The following is a 13,668-nucleotide window of genomic DNA, read 5'->3' as shown; positions in this document are numbered from 1 at the left end:
CCGGAGAGACTCAACAGTACGTGTACGTCCGAGTGCACGGGTGATGAGCACAACGTACGTGTACGGCGACGTGTCAGGGTGAGGAACCGATGTCTCGACTCAGCCGCGAGAAGAAGCGGGCACAGCAGTACGACGAGGGGCCGGCCGTCGCGGTGGCGCCGCTCGACGTGCGCGTCCCGGGGGGCGGGCCGGCGGACATCGGCGGCGTCCCCGTCGTCGCCGCCGACGGGCAGGAACTCCAGCAGGCCGTTCTCGGCCACCTCCACCGCATCGCCCTCGCCACCGGGCACCCGGTGCTCGCCACGGTCCACGACGAGCGCATCGGCTACGTCGTCCCGCTGCGCGTCGAGCCGGACGGTTCCAGCCATTTCGCGGGCGAGCCCCTACGGGTGCCCCCGCCGAGGGAGCCGGACGACCGGCCGTCGGCCCGGCCCACCGAGGTCCTCACCCCGCCGACCCCGCTCACCCCGCCGGCGCCGCCCGCCGAGGGGCGGACACCCACCGGACCGGACCGGCCCACGCGCTTCCTGCGCCGCGAGCCGGCGGCGGAGCCGCGGGACGAGGTCCCGGGCGCGGCAGCCGCCCCGACGGGCGTCTTCGGCCCACCACCGGTGATGGACCGTACCCCGCGGGACGCCCGCCCCGGTCCCGCACCGGAGCCGGTCCAGGAAGCGCAGCCGCACCGGGGCTCGCAGCCGGTCCAGGACTCCCGGCCGGTCCCGGTCCCGGCTCCGCACGCGGTTCAGGTTCCGGAGCCGGTCCAGGCCTCCCAGCCGTCCCCGGCCTCCGACCCGATCCCGGATCCGGCCCCCGACGCCGTGCCGCGCCTGGCCCCCGACGCCGTGCCGGGCCCGGTTTCCGACGCCGTGCCGCGCCCGGCAACCGACCCCGTGCCGCTCCTCGACCCCGAGGCGGCCCGGGGGTTCGAGCCCGATCCCGAGCCCAGGCCGACCCCCGCCCGCGGCTTCGACGCCGTGGCGGAGGCCGTGCTCGGGGACGACCCGCGCTCGCTCCCCGGCGCCGACGGCGCGCCCGCCCTGCTCGGCGAACCGATGGCGCGGATCAACGAGGCCGTGCGGGCGGGACGCACGGACACGGCCGCGGCGCTCGCGGAGCGGACCGTGACCGAGGCCTCGGCGACGCTGGGACCCGAGCACCCCGAGGTGCTCCGGCTGCGCGAACTCGCCGCGTACATCGCCTACCTGGCCGGTGACCCGGTCCGCTCCTTCCACCTCTCGCTCGACCTGGCCGGCATCCACCGCCGCCACCGGGACGCGGAGGCCGCGTACGGCAACGTGCAGAGCGCGGCGACGGCCTGGCGTGCCGTGCGCGACCCCTTCCAGGGCCTCAACCTGGGCACCGAACTCCTCGGCTTGTGGACCGAGTTGGCCACCGAGGAGGGTCCGGCCGCCGACGACGCCGAGGAGTTGGAGTCGGCCCGGTCCCGGATGACCCGGCTGGCCCGACGGGCCCGCGACGCGGGCGCGGGCCCGCAGGGTTAGGGGACGAGCCGGCAGGACCGGGGGGCGGGCCGTCAGGGCCCGGACCCGGACTTGCGGGGCCGGGGCACGAGCCCGTGGGGCCGGGGACGAGCCCGTGGGGCCGGGGCACCGGACCCACGGGGCACACGCCTGCTGCGGCAGCAGCCGCACCGCTACTGCGACAGGGTCCACACCGCGTACGCGAGCGCGTCCGCGTTGCGGTCGAGCGCCGTGTCGTTGACGTTGGCGGTGGTGTCGCAGGAGGAGTGGTAGCAGCGGTCGAAGGCCTGCCCGGCCGTACCGCCCCACTTGGTCACCTGCGCCGCCGTCTTGGTGCGGCTCGCCCCGGTGAACAGGCCGCCGACCGGGACGCCCGCGCTCTTGAAGGGCGCGTGGTCGGAGCGGCCGTCGCCCTCGGTCTCGATCTCCGTGGCGACGCCGATGCCCGCGAAGTAGTCCTTGAAGGTCTTCTCGATGGCCGGGTCGTCGTCGTAGACGAAGTAGCCGGGATTCGGCGAGCCGATCATGTCGAAGTTGAGGTAGCCGCTGATGCGGGCGCGGTTCGTGGAGGACAGGCTGTTGACGTAGTACTTGGAGCCGACCAGGCCGAGTTCCTCCGCGCCCCACCAGGCGAATCTCAGGTGCTTGGTGGGCTGGTAGCCGGTGCGGGCGACGGTGAGGGCGGCCTCCAGGACGGCCGAGGAGCCGGTGCCGTTGTCGTTGATGCCGGCGCCGGAGGTGACGCTGTCGAGGTGCGCGCCGGCCATGACGACCTGGTTGGTGTCGCCGCCCGGCCAGTCGGCGATCAGGTTGTAGCCGACCCGGCTGGACGCGGTGAACTGCTGGATCGTGGTGGTGAATCCGGCGGCGTCCAGCTTGGCCTTCACGTAGTCGAGGGAGGCCCGGTAGCCGGTGCGGCCGTGGGCGCGGTTGCCGCCGTTGGCGGTGGCGATCGACTGGAGCTGGTTCAGGTGTGCCTTGACGTTCGCCACCGGGATGTCGGGCGCGGCGGCGATCGCGACCGGCTCGGGGGCGGGGGCCGCGCCGGCTATGGATCCGGTGGCGAGCAGCGAGGCGGCCGCGACGACGGCGGTCGCCGTCGCCCGCCCGGAAACGGAGAGCTTCATGGTGGGGGGCTCCGGGTTCCAGAGGGGTTCCCCGCGGGGTGGCCACAGGGAACCCACAGTGAATGGGGTGCCTGGATGGTGAAGCTGTGGCCAACTCTCCGTCAAGAGTGCTATCAGGACAGCGAGTTCACTTGTCGGGCCCCGGCGCCGCCGTTCCGGCTCAGTGCACGCAGAACTCGTTCCCCTCCGGGTCCGCCATCACCACCCACGCCCCGGACGGTTCCGCCACCTCCCGCAGCACGCTCGCCCCGAGCGCGGTCAGCCGCTCGACCTCCGCCTCCCGCCGCCCCGCGCCGGGGTGCAGGTCGAGGTGGAGCCGGTTCTTGACCGTCTTCTCCTCCGGCACCCGCTGGAACAGCAGCCGCCGCCCCAGCCCCGTGCCGGAGTCCGCGTCGAAGGGGTCCGCCGGATGCCGTACGGCGATCAGGTCCCGGAAGGCCGGGCGGCCGTGGTGCTCCACCGTCGCCGCGCCGGGCAGTGCCCCGAGTCCCAGCAGGCGCTCGACGAGCGCACTGTTGTCCTCGACCGCGTAGTGCAGCGCGGCGGCCCAGAAGTCCGCCTGGGCGTGCGGGTCGAGGGAGTCGACGACGAGCTTCCAGTGGACGGGAGTGGGTTCCGCTGTGGGTGTCTCGCTCATGTAACCAGTTATATTGGTTACATGAGCGCGCGGGCAACGGAAACGCCGGAGCATCCGGAAACACCGGGTGGCCCCGGATCACCGACCGGTCGGTCCCCCGGCCTGACCCTGGTCTCGCACGACGGCCGGCCCTACCGCTTCGACCCGGGCGCCCTCTGCCTGGAACTGCTGGTCACCGGCGGCCCCGGCGCCTTCGCCCGCTACGAGGTGCTGCACGAACCCGCCGACCTCGTCGCCTGGGCCGGCCGCAGCCGCCTGCCCGAAGGGCTGGAACCCACCGTTTCGCAGGCGGAGCTGAGCCGGGTGCGCGCCGTGCGCGACGCCCTCTTCCTCCTCACGGCCGACCGGGCCCACGGCCGCCCGCAACGGCCGGAGCACCTGGACGCCCTCAACGCGGCCGCGGCCGAGGCCCCGCTCGTCCCCCGCCTCACCCCGGACGGCACCCTCGCCTGGGCCCCCGGAGCCACCGGCACCCAGCTGCTCTCGACCGTCGCCCGCGACGCGATCGACCTCTTCACCGGCCCGTACGCGCACCGCGTCCGCGAGTGCGGCGCGCACGACTGCCGACTCCTCTTCGTCGACACCTCCCGCCCCGGCCGCCGCCGCTGGTGCGCGATGGAACACTGCGGCAACCGCGAGAAGGTGCGGGCGCACCGGGCCCGCGGACGGCTCGGCTGAGGGCCCTGCGGCCGGATCCCGCCGGTGGCCCCGCCGGGCGCGTCCGGCCGCCGGGTCTCCACGGTGACCGGGGCCCGGCGGTGACGGGCGCTCCGCGGCGACCGCCGGCTACGGCTTGGCGACGGGGGAGGCCTCCGGCACTTCGGCCGCGGCCGCGGCCTCGGACCGCGCGGTGTCGTCCTCCCGTACGGCGCCGGCGATGGCGTCCGTCGCGGCGGGGCCGCCCGGCACGGCGACGCCGGGCACCCCGGCCTCGGCGGCGAGCAGCCGGGACGCCCGGAGCGCCTGAGCCGTCCGGCGCGAGGTGCGCCACGCGTCCCCGGTGAGCAGCACCAGCGCCAGCCAGACCAGCGCGAAGCCGGCCCAGCGCTCGGGCGGCATGGCCTCGCCGAAGTACAGGATGCCGAGCAGGAACTGGAAGACCGGCGCCATGTACTGCAACAGGCCCAGCGTGGACAGCGGCACCCGGATCGCCGCCGCGCCGAAGCAGACCAGCGGGAGCGCGGTGACGATGCCGGTGGAGGCGAGGAGCGCGGAGTGCCCGACACCCTCGCCTGTGAAGGTGGAGCCGCCGTGCGCCGACAGCCACAGCAGGTAGCCGAGCGCCGGCAGGAACTGGATCGCGGTCTCGGCGGCCAGCGACTCGACCCCGCCGAGGTTGACCTTCTTCTTCACCAGCCCGTAGACGGCGAAGGAGAAGGCGAGGCAGAGCGAGATCCACGGCGGACGGCCGTACCCGACGGTCAGCACGAGGACGGCGGCCAGGCCGACACCGACCGCCACCCACTGCACGGGCCGCAGCCGCTCCTTCAGGAGCAGGACGCCCATCGCGATGGTGACCAGCGGGTTGATGAAGTAGCCGAGGGAGGCCTCGACGACGTGGCCGCTGTTCACGGCCCAGATGTAGACGCCCCAGTTCACCGTGATGACGGCGGCGGCCACGGTGACGAGCGCGAGCCGGCGCGGCTGGCGCAGCAGCTCACCGGCCCACTTCCAGCGCCGTACGACGATCAGCGCGACGGCGACGAAGGCGAGGGACCACACCATGCGGTGGGCGAGGATCTCGCCCGCGCCGGCGGGCTTGAGCAGAGGCCAGAAGAGGGGAACGAGCCCCCACATCCCGTAGGCGGCGAAACCGTTCAGCAGGCCTGTCCGGCTCTCACCGGCCTTGGTCGTCCCGGCCTTGGTCTTCCCGGCCACGGGCCCCTCCTTCTGGCGATCGCACCGCCTCGTGACGGGCGCGCGTGGTCGAAGGTAACGCCGGACACCCCCGTCTGTCATGCCCGTATCGCCATACGGTCGTGACAGACGAGGGTGTCCGGCGCGGCGGGTCAGCCCTTGAGCGCGGCGGCGATCGCCTCGGACAGCGGGGTGGTCGGGCGGCCGGCCAGCCGGGACAGGTCGCCGGTGGTGACGACCAGCTCGCCCTTCTCGATGGACGCGTCCACGCCGGCCAGGATCGCGGCGAACGGCCCGGGCAGCCCGGCGCCGGTCAGGATGCCGGTCAGGGCCTCGGTCGACACGGCGTTGTAGGCGATCTCCCTGCCGGTCTGCCGGCTCAGCTCGGCCGCGTACTCGGCGAAGCTCCACGCCTCGTCGCCGCCCAGCTCGTACGTCGTGTTCTCGTGCCCCTCGCCGGTCAGTACGGCGACCGCGGCGGCGGCGTAGTCGGCGCGTGAGGCGGAGGAGACGCGGCCGTCACCGGCGGCGGCGACGACGGCGTCGTGCGCCAGCACCGGGGCGAGGTTCTCGGTGTAGTTCTCGTGGTACCAGCCGTTGCGCAGCAGGCTGTAGGGGAGACCGGAGGCCAGCAGTGCCTTCTCGGTGGCGCGGTGGTCGTCGGCCAGCGCGGCGCTCAGGCTGCCGGGCGCGCTCGTGTACGCCAGCAGCGCGACGCCCGCCGCCACGGCGGCGTCGATGACGACCTGGTGCTGGGCCGGGCGGCCCTTGTCGAACTCGTTGCCCGAGATCAGCAGGACCTTGTCGCCGGCGGCGAACAGGCCGTCGAAGGTCCCGGGATCGTTGTAGTCGGCGACCGCGAGCCGCACGCCGCGCCCGGCGAGGTCGGCGGCCCTGGCCTTGTCGCGCACGACGGCCGTGATCCCCTCGGCGGGGACCTTCTCCAGCAACTGCTCCACGACGTGACGGCCGAGGTGTCCGGTGGCTCCGGTGACGACGATGCTCATGATGCAGAACTCCTTGGGGGGTGCGGTCTGCAACTAACCCTAAGGCGTGCGCTAACCAAGAGAAAGTACCCACTTTGAAGTAAGGTACTGGCATTCAGGTAAGTTTCAGCGCCGGCCGGGTACGGGGCCGAGCGGTGCTGCCGCAGGGGCGCGGTGAGCACGGCCGCGGTGAGCAGCGTCGGCATCCGTACGGGTGAACATGCAGGCCCGGAACCGCGACGGTTCCGGGCCTGCGTGTGTCGCGTGCGGTGCGTAAGGTGCGTGTCTCGCGTGCGGTGCGTCGCCGTCGCTCAGCCGACGACCGTCCAGGTGTCCCCGCCCGCCAGCAGCGCCGCCAGATCCCCCTTGCCGTGACGGTCGATGGCCGCGTCGAGCTGGTCGGACATCTGGGTGTCGTAGACCGGCCGCTCGACGGAGCGCAGCACGCCGATCGGCGTGTGGTGCAGGGTGTCCGGGTCGGCGAGGCGGGACAACGCGAACGCGGTGGTCGGGGACGCGGCGCGCGCGTCGTGGACCAGGACCTCGGACTCGTTCTCCGCGGTCACCGTCACCACCTTCAGATCGCCGGTCGCACGGTCCCGCACGACCCCCCGGGACCGGTCGGCACCGAACCGGATCGGCTGCCCGTGCTCGAGGCGGATCACCGCCTCCTCGGCCGACTCCCGGTCCTTCAGCGCGTCGAAGGCGCCGTCGTTGAAGATGTTGCAGTTCTGGTAGATCTCCACCAGCGCCGTGCCCGGATGGGCGGCGGCCTGCCGCAGCACCTCCGTCAGGTGCTTGCGGTCGGAGTCGATCGTGCGCGCCACGAACGACGCCTCCGCGCCGAGCGCCAGCGACACCGGGTTGAACGGCGCGTCCAGCGAGCCCATCGGCGTCGACTTGGTGATCTTGCCGACCTCGGAGGTGGGCGAGTACTGCCCCTTGGTCAGCCCGTAGATCCGGTTGTTGAACAGCAGGATCTTCAGGTTCACATTGCGCCGCAGGGCGTGGATGAGGTGGTTGCCGCCGATGGACAGGGCGTCCCCGTCCCCGGTCACCACCCACACGCTCAGGTCGCGCCGGCTGGTGGCGAGCCCGGTCGCGATCGCCGGGGCCCGCCCGTGGATCGAGTGCATCCCGTAGGTGTTCAGGTAGTACGGGAAGCGCGAGGAGCAGCCGATGCCCGAGACGAACACGATGTTCTCCCTGGCCAGCCCCAGCTCCGGCATGAAGCCCTGGACGGCGGCCAGGATCGCGTAGTCACCGCAGCCGGGGCACCAGCGGACCTCCTGATCGGACTTGAAGTCCTTCATGGACTGGCGGCCCTCGGCCTTGGGGACGAGCGAGAGCGCCTCGATCGTGCCCGCGCCTTCCGTGGACGTCTCAGCCATCGATGGCCTCCTTGAGCGCCGAGGCGAGCTGTTCCGCCTTGAACGGCATGCCGTTGACCTGGTTGTAGGAGCGCGCGTCGACCAGGTATCTCGCCCGGATCAGGGTGGCGAGCTGGCCCAGGTTCATCTCCGGGACCACGACCTTGTCGTACGCCTTCAGCACCGTGCCCAGGTTCTTCGGGAACGGGTTGAGATGCCGCAGGTGGGCCTGCGCGATCGCCTCCCCGGCCGCCCGCAGCCGCCGCACGGCGGCGGTGATCGGCCCGTAGGTGGAACCCCAGCCCAGGACCAGGGTCCTCGCCCCGTGCGGGTCGTCCACCTCGACGTCCGGCACGTCGATGCCGTCGATCTTGGCCTGCCGGACGCGGACCATGAAGTCGTGGTTGGCCGGGTCGTAGGAGATGTTGCCGGTGCCGTCCTGCTTCTCGATCCCGCCGATCCGGTGCTCCAGCCCCGGCGTGCCCGGCACCGCCCACGGCCGTGCCAGGGTCTGCGGATCCCGCAGGTAGGGCCAGAAGACCTCGGAGCCGTCCTCTAGGGTGTGGTTGGGGCCCTGCGCGAACTGCACCGCCAGGTCCGGCAGCTCGTCCAGCTCGGGGATCCGCCAGGGCTCGGAGCCGTTGGCGAGGTAGCCGTCCGACAGCAGCATCACCGGCGTGCGGTACGTCAGTGCGATCCGGGCCGCCTCCAGGGCGGCGTCGAAACAGTCGGCGGGCGTGCGGGGCGCGACGATCGGGAGCGGGGCCTCCCCGTTGCGCCCGAACATCGCCTGCAGCAGGTCCGCCTGCTCGGTCTTGGTCGGCAGACCGGTCGACGGCCCGCCCCGCTGGATGTCGACGACCAGCAGCGGCAGCTCGAGCGACACGGCGAGCCCGATGGTCTCCGACTTCAGCGCCACCCCGGGACCGGAGGTCGTGGTCACCGCCAGCGACCCGCCGAAGGCGGCCCCCAGCGCCGCGCCGATGCCCGCGATCTCGTCCTCGGCCTGGAAGGTACGTACGCCGAAGTTCTTGTGCCGGCTCAGCTCGTGCAGGATGTCCGAGGCCGGCGTGATCGGGTACGAGCCGAGGAACAGCGGGAGGTCGGCCTGCCGGGAGGCGGCGATCAGCCCGTACGCCAGCGCCAGGTTCCCGGAGATGTTCCGGTAGGTGCCGACGGGAAACGCCTTCGCCGCCGGGGCGACCTCGTAGCTGACCGCGAAGTCCTCGGTCGTCTCGCCGAAGTTCCAGCCCGCCCGGAACGCCGCGAGGTTGGCGGCCGCGATGTCCGGCTTCTTCGCGAACTTCGCCTTCAGGAACCTCTCGGTCCCCTCGGTCGGCCGGTGGTACATCCACGAAAGGAGGCCGAGCGCGAACATGTTCTTGCTGCGCTCGGCCTCCTTTCGGGTGAGGTCGAAATCCTTGAGGGCCTCGACGGTCAGTGTGGTCAGCGGGACCGGGTGGATCTGGTAACCGTCGAGGGACCCGTCCTCCAGCGGCGAGGCCGCGTACCCCACCTTCTGCATCGCCCGTTTGCTGAACTCGTCCGTGTTGACGATGATCTCCGCACCGCGCGGCACATCGCCGATGTTCGCCTTCAGGGCCGCCGGATTCATCGCGACCAGCACGTTCGGCGCGTCACCCGGCGTGAGGATGTCGTGGTCGGCGAAGTGCAGCTGGAACGAGGACACGCCGGGCAGGGTGCCGGCGGGCGCCCGGATCTCGGCGGGGAAGTTCGGCAGCGTCGACAGGTCGTTGCCGAACGACGCCGTCTCCGAGGTGAACCGGTCACCGGTGAGCTGCATGCCGTCACCGGAGTCCCCCGCGAACCTGATGATCACCCGGTCGAGACGACGTACGTCCTTCGTCCCGCCCGGTTTGCGCTGCTCTCCCACGACGGCTGCGTCCGTTCCGTCGCTGCCGTCGGCCTGTTCCGCTGGGCTGCTGACCTGACTGGTCACTGAACTGGACCTCCCTCGAGGCGGCTGTCCGGGGGAGCGGCCTTCCCACAGACCCTCCCTGGATCAACCCTACGTCTGTAAGGGTCGCCTTCCTCGGCCATTCGCACGACGGTCACCGCCCCGAGCCGGCCCGGCACCCTGACGTGCCATGATTTCCGACTGCCCGGCATGTGCGAGAAGGCACGACGAAGAAAAAGCGCTCTTCCGCCGTCCTCAGGAGTTGAGATAGGTGAGGACCGCGAGAACGCGCCGGTGATCCCCGTCGCTCGGGGACAGCCCGAGCTTCAGGAAGATGTTGCTGACGTGCTTCTCCACCGCGCCGTCGCTCACCACCAGCTGCCTGGCGACCGCCGAGTTCGTCCGCCCCTCGGCCATCAGCCCCAGCACCTCCCGCTCCCGCGGGGTCAGCCCGGCCAGCACGTCCTGCTTACGGCTGCGCCCGAGCAGCTGCGCGACCACCTCGGGGTCCAGGGCCGTGCCCCCCTCGGCCACCCGCACCACCGCGTCCACGAACTCCCGCACCTCGGCCACCCGGTCCTTGAGCAGGTAACCCACCCCGCGGCTGGAACCGGCCAGCAGTTCGGTGGCGTACCTCTCCTCCACGTACTGCGACAGCACCAGCACCCCGAGCCCCGGATACGACCTGCGCAGCAGAACGGCGGCCCGCACCCCCTCGTCGGTGTGCGTCGGCGGCATCCGCACGTCGGCCACGACCACGTCCGGCAACGCCCCCTCCGCATCCAGCTCGGTGACCGTCTTCACCAGCGCCTCGGCATCCCCGACCCCGGCGACCACGTCATGCCCCCGGTCCGTCAACAATCGCGTCAGCCCCTCCCGCAGCAGCACCGAGTCCTCGGCGATGACCACCCGCACCCTGACCTCCACGCTCTTCGGCCCCCCAGCCACAACCCGCCCGCGAAACCGGTCCGTCCGCGGAACAGCCCCAGCATCCCAGCAATCGGCCCGCGCCGGGTGAGTCCGGCGACGACGACGGGAAATCTCCGACCGGGAGCGCCCACAGGCCTGCCGGCCCCGCCCCTGCCTCCGGCCCGAGTCCGAGTCCGAGTCCGAGCCCGAGTCCGAGCCCGAGTCCGAGCCCGAGTCCGAGCCCGAGCCCGAGCCCGAGGCCGAGTCCGAGTCCGAAGCCGACCCGAACGGCTGGTGGAGACACCAGCGCCCGACCGGACCGGGGGTGCCGCCCCGACCGGGGTTCGGGAGGGGGCGTACGGGGTTCGGTTCGGGAGGGGGCCGTACGGGGTTCGGGGAGGGTGGGGGAAGTCCCGCCGGGGTTCAGGGCAGACCCTCGGCGGGGTGGAAGGGGTGGAGCCCCCGGGGGGCAAGGGCAGGGCCGGCGGGGGAGGGGAAACCCCTACTCCCCGCCCCGCCAGGGCAGCTCCGCCGTCACCCGTGTGGGCCCGCCGACCGGAGAGTCCACCACCAGGATCCCGTCCACCGCGTCGAGCCGCCCGGCCAACCCTGCCAGCCCCGACCCGCCGGAGGCATCCGCACCACCCACGCCGTCATCGCTCACCTGCACCAGCAGCCGGTCCTCCGCCCGCCACACGTCCACGGACGCCGACCTCGCCCCGCTGTGCTTGCTGACGTTCTGCAGAAGCTCGGACACCGTGAAGTAGGCGATCCCCTCGATCGCCGCGGCCGGCCGCTCCACCAGGTCCACCTCCACCCGCACCGGCACCGTGCACCGCGAGGCCACCGACGACAGCGCCGCGTCCAGCCCCCGGTCGGTCAGCACGGCCGGGTGGATCCCCCGAGCCAGGTCCCGCAGCTCCTGCAACGCCGTCTTCACCTCGCCGTGCGCCTCGTCCACCATCCGCGCCGCCTCCTGCGGATCCTCCCGCAGCTTCTCCTTCGCGAGGCCCAGACCCATCGCCAACGCCACCAGCCGCGCCTGCGCGCCGTCGTGCAGATCCCGCTCGATCCGCCGCAGGTCGGCGGCCGCCGTGTCGACCACGACCCCCCGGTCGGACTCCAGTTCCACCACCCGCGACGCCAGCCGCGACGGCCCGAGCAGCCCGTGCACCATCACCCGGTCCACCGTCGTCAGCGCCCGCACGATCCACGGCGTGGCCAGCGTGAACAACAGCCCCACCAACGCCGTCACGGTGATCTCGAACGGGTTGTCCAGGTACACCCGGTGCCCCTCGTCGCCGTACAGCTGCAGGCCGCCCTGCCCGCCGTACAGCGGGAAGAGCCAGAACCACAGCGGATACGTCAGCGTCGCCCAGCCGTACGCCCAGAACACGACCGCGACGCAGAAGGAGAACACCGCCCACGGCAGGTGCAGCACCGCGTACAGGACGTGACGCCAGGACGTGCCGCTCCTGAGCACCGCGCCCATCCGGGCCAGCGCCCCCGGGCCCCGCGGCCGCAACGGCTCCGGCGCGGCCACGTCCAGCCCGAGCAGCACCCGCGCCCGCGCCCGCTCCACCGCCCCGAGGCCACGGCACGCCGCCAGCCCCGCCGCCAGTACCGGAACCCCGAGGAACGTCACCAGCAGGCCTGCCCCCACCGACAGCATCGTGACCGCGAAGGTGAACAGCACGATGCTGATCGGCAGGCTCAGCAGCACGTAGGTGAACTCCCGCCAGGCACGCGCCTCGACCGGTGCCCGCAGCGCGGCCGGCAGCCGGTGCCGCCGGCGCCCACCGGCCCCGGCGCCGGCGCCGGGCGTCCCCCCGTGCCGCGAGCGGTCCCCGGGGCTCTCGGGAGCCCCGGGGGCCCCGCGGCCCAAGTGGTCCTCGTGGTCCCGGTAGTCCCCGTACTGCCCGTACTGCGTGGCCATCGGCGTCGTCCGTTCCGCTCGTCTCGTCCGCAGGTGTCGTCCCCTACCTCCACCCTCCTCGGCGGCGGCCCCGCGGACCATGGAGTCCGTCGGCGTCTCGGGAGGGGGGTTTTCCCCACCCCCGACCTCAGGGGCGGTCAGGGGCACGCAGCCCGCGCAGCCCCGCGGTGAGGTCACCTACTCCGCCTGCTCCGCCGGCCCCGCCTGCCCCGTCGGCTCCGTCCGGTCCCGCCAGGGCAACTCCGCCGTCACGGTCGTGGGCCCCCCGACCGGGGAGTCCACGATGAACAGCCCGTCCACGGCGCCCAGCCGGTCCGCCAGCCCCCGCATCCCCGACCCGCCGTCGAGCCGCGCACCGCCCCGGCCGTCGTCGGACACCTGGATGAGCAGCCGGTTCTCCACCCGCCACACGTCCACGGACGCCGACCTCGCCCCGCTGTGCTTGCTGACGTTCTGGAGCAGCTCGGAGACGGTGAAGTAGGCGATGCCCTCGATGGCCGGCGCCGGTCGCGCCGGCAGTTCGGCCGTCACCTGCACCGGCACCGTGCACCGCGAGGCCACCGACGACAGCGCCGCGTCCAGCCCCCGGTCGGTCAGCACGGCCGGATGGATCCCCCGCGCCAGGTCCCGCAGCTCCTGGAGGGCGAGCTTCACCTCGCCGTGCGCCTCCTCGACCATCACCGACGCCGCGTCCGGGTCCTCCAGCAGCTTCTCCTTGGCCAGGCCGAGCCCCATCGCCAGATTGACCAGCCGCGCCTGCGCGCCGTCGTGCAGATCCCGCTCGATCCGCCGCAGGTCGGCCGCGGCGGTGTCCACCACGATCCCCCGGTCGGACTCCAGTTCGGCGATCCGCCGCTCCAGTTCGTCCGAGGGGCACAGCAGGGCCCGCACCATCGCCCGGTCCGCGTTGGTCAGCCCCCGTGCGAGGAAGGGCAGCACCGGCCACAGCACGAACAGCGACACCATCGTCACCGCGAAGGTGAGGATCCCCCAGGGCAGCCGGATGAAGTCGTACAGCACCGTCCGCCAGGCCACCGGATCCTTCAGGACCAGCCACATGCCCTGGAAGACGTTGCCCGCCCGGCGCAGCGGCAGCGGGCTCGGCTCGTCGACCCGCACCGCGAGCAGCATCCGCGCCCGGCCCCGCTCGAACCGGCCCATCAGCCGCGCCCCCAGCAGGCCGAGCGCGAGCAGCGGCAGCCCGACCACCGTGAGGGTCAGCGTGGCGCCGGTGAACAGCACCGTCATGACGTAGACGAAGCCGACGACCGACAGGGGGAGGTTCGTCAGAAGGTGGACGATCTCCTTCCACGTCTGCGGGTCGTAGGCGAACCGGACGCGCGGCAACGGCTCGTCGCGCCCCGGCGCACCCGGGCCGACGGCGGGCACGACGGGCACGGCGCGCGGACGCACGGCCGTGGAAGCGGCTTTGGATACGGTCATGTCC

The 13,668-nt window shown here is 72.9% G+C and carries 11 protein-coding genes; 2 read left to right on the top strand and 9 right to left on the bottom strand.

Features of this window, described 5'->3' with window-relative positions:
- Window positions 1-89 precede the first annotated feature (89 nt).
- Window positions 90-1,502 carry a tetratricopeptide repeat protein gene (locus ACH4N1_RS15100; RefSeq protein WP_398097341.1) on the top strand — a complete coding sequence of 471 codons (1,413 nt, stop codon included), beginning with the start codon at window positions 90-92 and terminating at the stop codon, window positions 1,500-1,502.
- Between the two features lie 152 nt (window positions 1,503-1,654).
- On the opposite strand, the gene ACH4N1_RS15095 is transcribed toward ACH4N1_RS15100, so the two are convergent.
- Window positions 1,655-2,608 (bottom strand): M28 family metallopeptidase, encoded by a 954-nt coding sequence (locus ACH4N1_RS15095; RefSeq protein ID WP_398097340.1) that lies wholly within the window; start codon window positions 2,606-2,608, stop codon window positions 1,655-1,657.
- 160 nt (window positions 2,609-2,768) lie between these two features.
- Window positions 2,769-3,245, bottom strand: coding sequence for a VOC family protein (locus ACH4N1_RS15090; RefSeq protein WP_398097339.1), 477 nt, complete (start codon window positions 3,243-3,245; stop codon window positions 2,769-2,771).
- Window positions 3,246-3,266: 21 nt separating this feature from the next.
- On the opposite strand from ACH4N1_RS15090, the gene ACH4N1_RS15085 reads away from it, so the two are divergent.
- A complete protein-coding gene (locus tag ACH4N1_RS15085; protein WP_398097337.1) occupies window positions 3,267-3,923 on the top strand; it encodes a CGNR zinc finger domain-containing protein in 657 nt (218 codons plus the stop codon).
- 108 nt (window positions 3,924-4,031) lie between these two features.
- Here ACH4N1_RS15085 and rarD read toward each other — a convergent pair whose 3' ends face one another.
- The 7 genes from rarD to ACH4N1_RS15050 all read right to left on the bottom strand — a co-directional run bounded on the left by rarD (window position 4,032) and on the right by ACH4N1_RS15050 (window position 13,664).
- Entirely contained in the window at window positions 4,032-5,042 is a 1,011-nt protein-coding gene (rarD, locus tag ACH4N1_RS15080) for an EamA family transporter RarD (RefSeq protein WP_398097537.1), read from the bottom strand.
- Window positions 5,043-5,254: 212 nt separating this feature from the next.
- Entirely contained in the window at window positions 5,255-6,109 is an 855-nt protein-coding gene (locus ACH4N1_RS15075; RefSeq protein WP_398097335.1) for an NAD(P)H-binding protein, read from the bottom strand.
- Window positions 6,110-6,399: 290 nt separating this feature from the next.
- Window positions 6,400-7,479 carry a 2-oxoacid:ferredoxin oxidoreductase subunit beta gene (locus ACH4N1_RS15070; RefSeq protein WP_398097333.1) on the bottom strand — a complete coding sequence of 360 codons (1,080 nt, stop codon included), beginning with the start codon at window positions 7,477-7,479 and terminating at the stop codon, window positions 6,400-6,402.
- On the bottom strand, window positions 7,472-9,418 hold the full coding sequence (locus tag ACH4N1_RS15065) for a 2-oxoacid:acceptor oxidoreductase subunit alpha (protein ID WP_398097331.1): 1,947 nt from the start codon (window positions 9,416-9,418) through the stop codon (window positions 7,472-7,474). Before ACH4N1_RS15065 ends, ACH4N1_RS15070 begins: the two co-directional genes overlap by 8 nt.
- A gap of 213 nt (window positions 9,419-9,631) precedes the next feature.
- A complete protein-coding gene (locus ACH4N1_RS15060) occupies window positions 9,632-10,291 on the bottom strand; it encodes a LuxR C-terminal-related transcriptional regulator (RefSeq protein WP_398097536.1) in 660 nt (219 codons plus the stop codon).
- Window positions 10,292-10,787: 496 nt separating this feature from the next.
- Window positions 10,788-12,221, bottom strand: coding sequence for a sensor histidine kinase (locus ACH4N1_RS15055; RefSeq protein WP_398097330.1), 1,434 nt, complete (start codon window positions 12,219-12,221; stop codon window positions 10,788-10,790).
- Between the two features lie 177 nt (window positions 12,222-12,398).
- A complete protein-coding gene (locus tag ACH4N1_RS15050; protein WP_398097329.1) occupies window positions 12,399-13,664 on the bottom strand; it encodes a sensor histidine kinase in 1,266 nt (421 codons plus the stop codon).
- Between the last annotated feature and the right edge of the window lie 4 nt (window positions 13,665-13,668).

Source organism: Streptomyces sp. NPDC017202 (assembly GCF_044331705.1).
Lineage (GTDB): Bacteria > Actinomycetota > Actinomycetes > Streptomycetales > Streptomycetaceae > Streptomyces.
This window is presented reverse-complemented; position numbering and strand designations above follow the sequence as displayed.

Excerpts from the sequence above, each read along its gene's own strand:
- ACH4N1_RS15100 (WP_398097341.1), top strand. The coding sequence starts at position 90 with ATGTCTCGACTCAGCCGCGAGAAGAAGCGGGCACAGCAGTACGACGAG.
- ACH4N1_RS15070 (WP_398097333.1), bottom strand. The coding sequence starts at position 7,479 with ATGGCTGAGACGTCCACGGAAGGCGCGGGCACGATCGAGGCGCTCTCG.
- ACH4N1_RS15090 (WP_398097339.1), bottom strand. The coding sequence starts at position 3,245 with ATGAGCGAGACACCCACAGCGGAACCCACTCCCGTCCACTGGAAGCTC.
- ACH4N1_RS15095 (WP_398097340.1), bottom strand. The coding sequence starts at position 2,608 with ATGAAGCTCTCCGTTTCCGGGCGGGCGACGGCGACCGCCGTCGTCGCG.
- ACH4N1_RS15075 (WP_398097335.1), bottom strand. The coding sequence starts at position 6,109 with ATGAGCATCGTCGTCACCGGAGCCACCGGACACCTCGGCCGTCACGTC.
- ACH4N1_RS15050 (WP_398097329.1), bottom strand. The coding sequence starts at position 13,664 with ATGACCGTATCCAAAGCCGCTTCCACGGCCGTGCGTCCGCGCGCCGTG.
- rarD (WP_398097537.1), bottom strand. The coding sequence starts at position 5,042 with ATGTGGGGGCTCGTTCCCCTCTTCTGGCCTCTGCTCAAGCCCGCCGGC.
- ACH4N1_RS15085 (WP_398097337.1), top strand. The coding sequence starts at position 3,267 with ATGAGCGCGCGGGCAACGGAAACGCCGGAGCATCCGGAAACACCGGGT.
- ACH4N1_RS15055 (WP_398097330.1), bottom strand. The coding sequence starts at position 12,221 with ATGGCCACGCAGTACGGGCAGTACGGGGACTACCGGGACCACGAGGAC.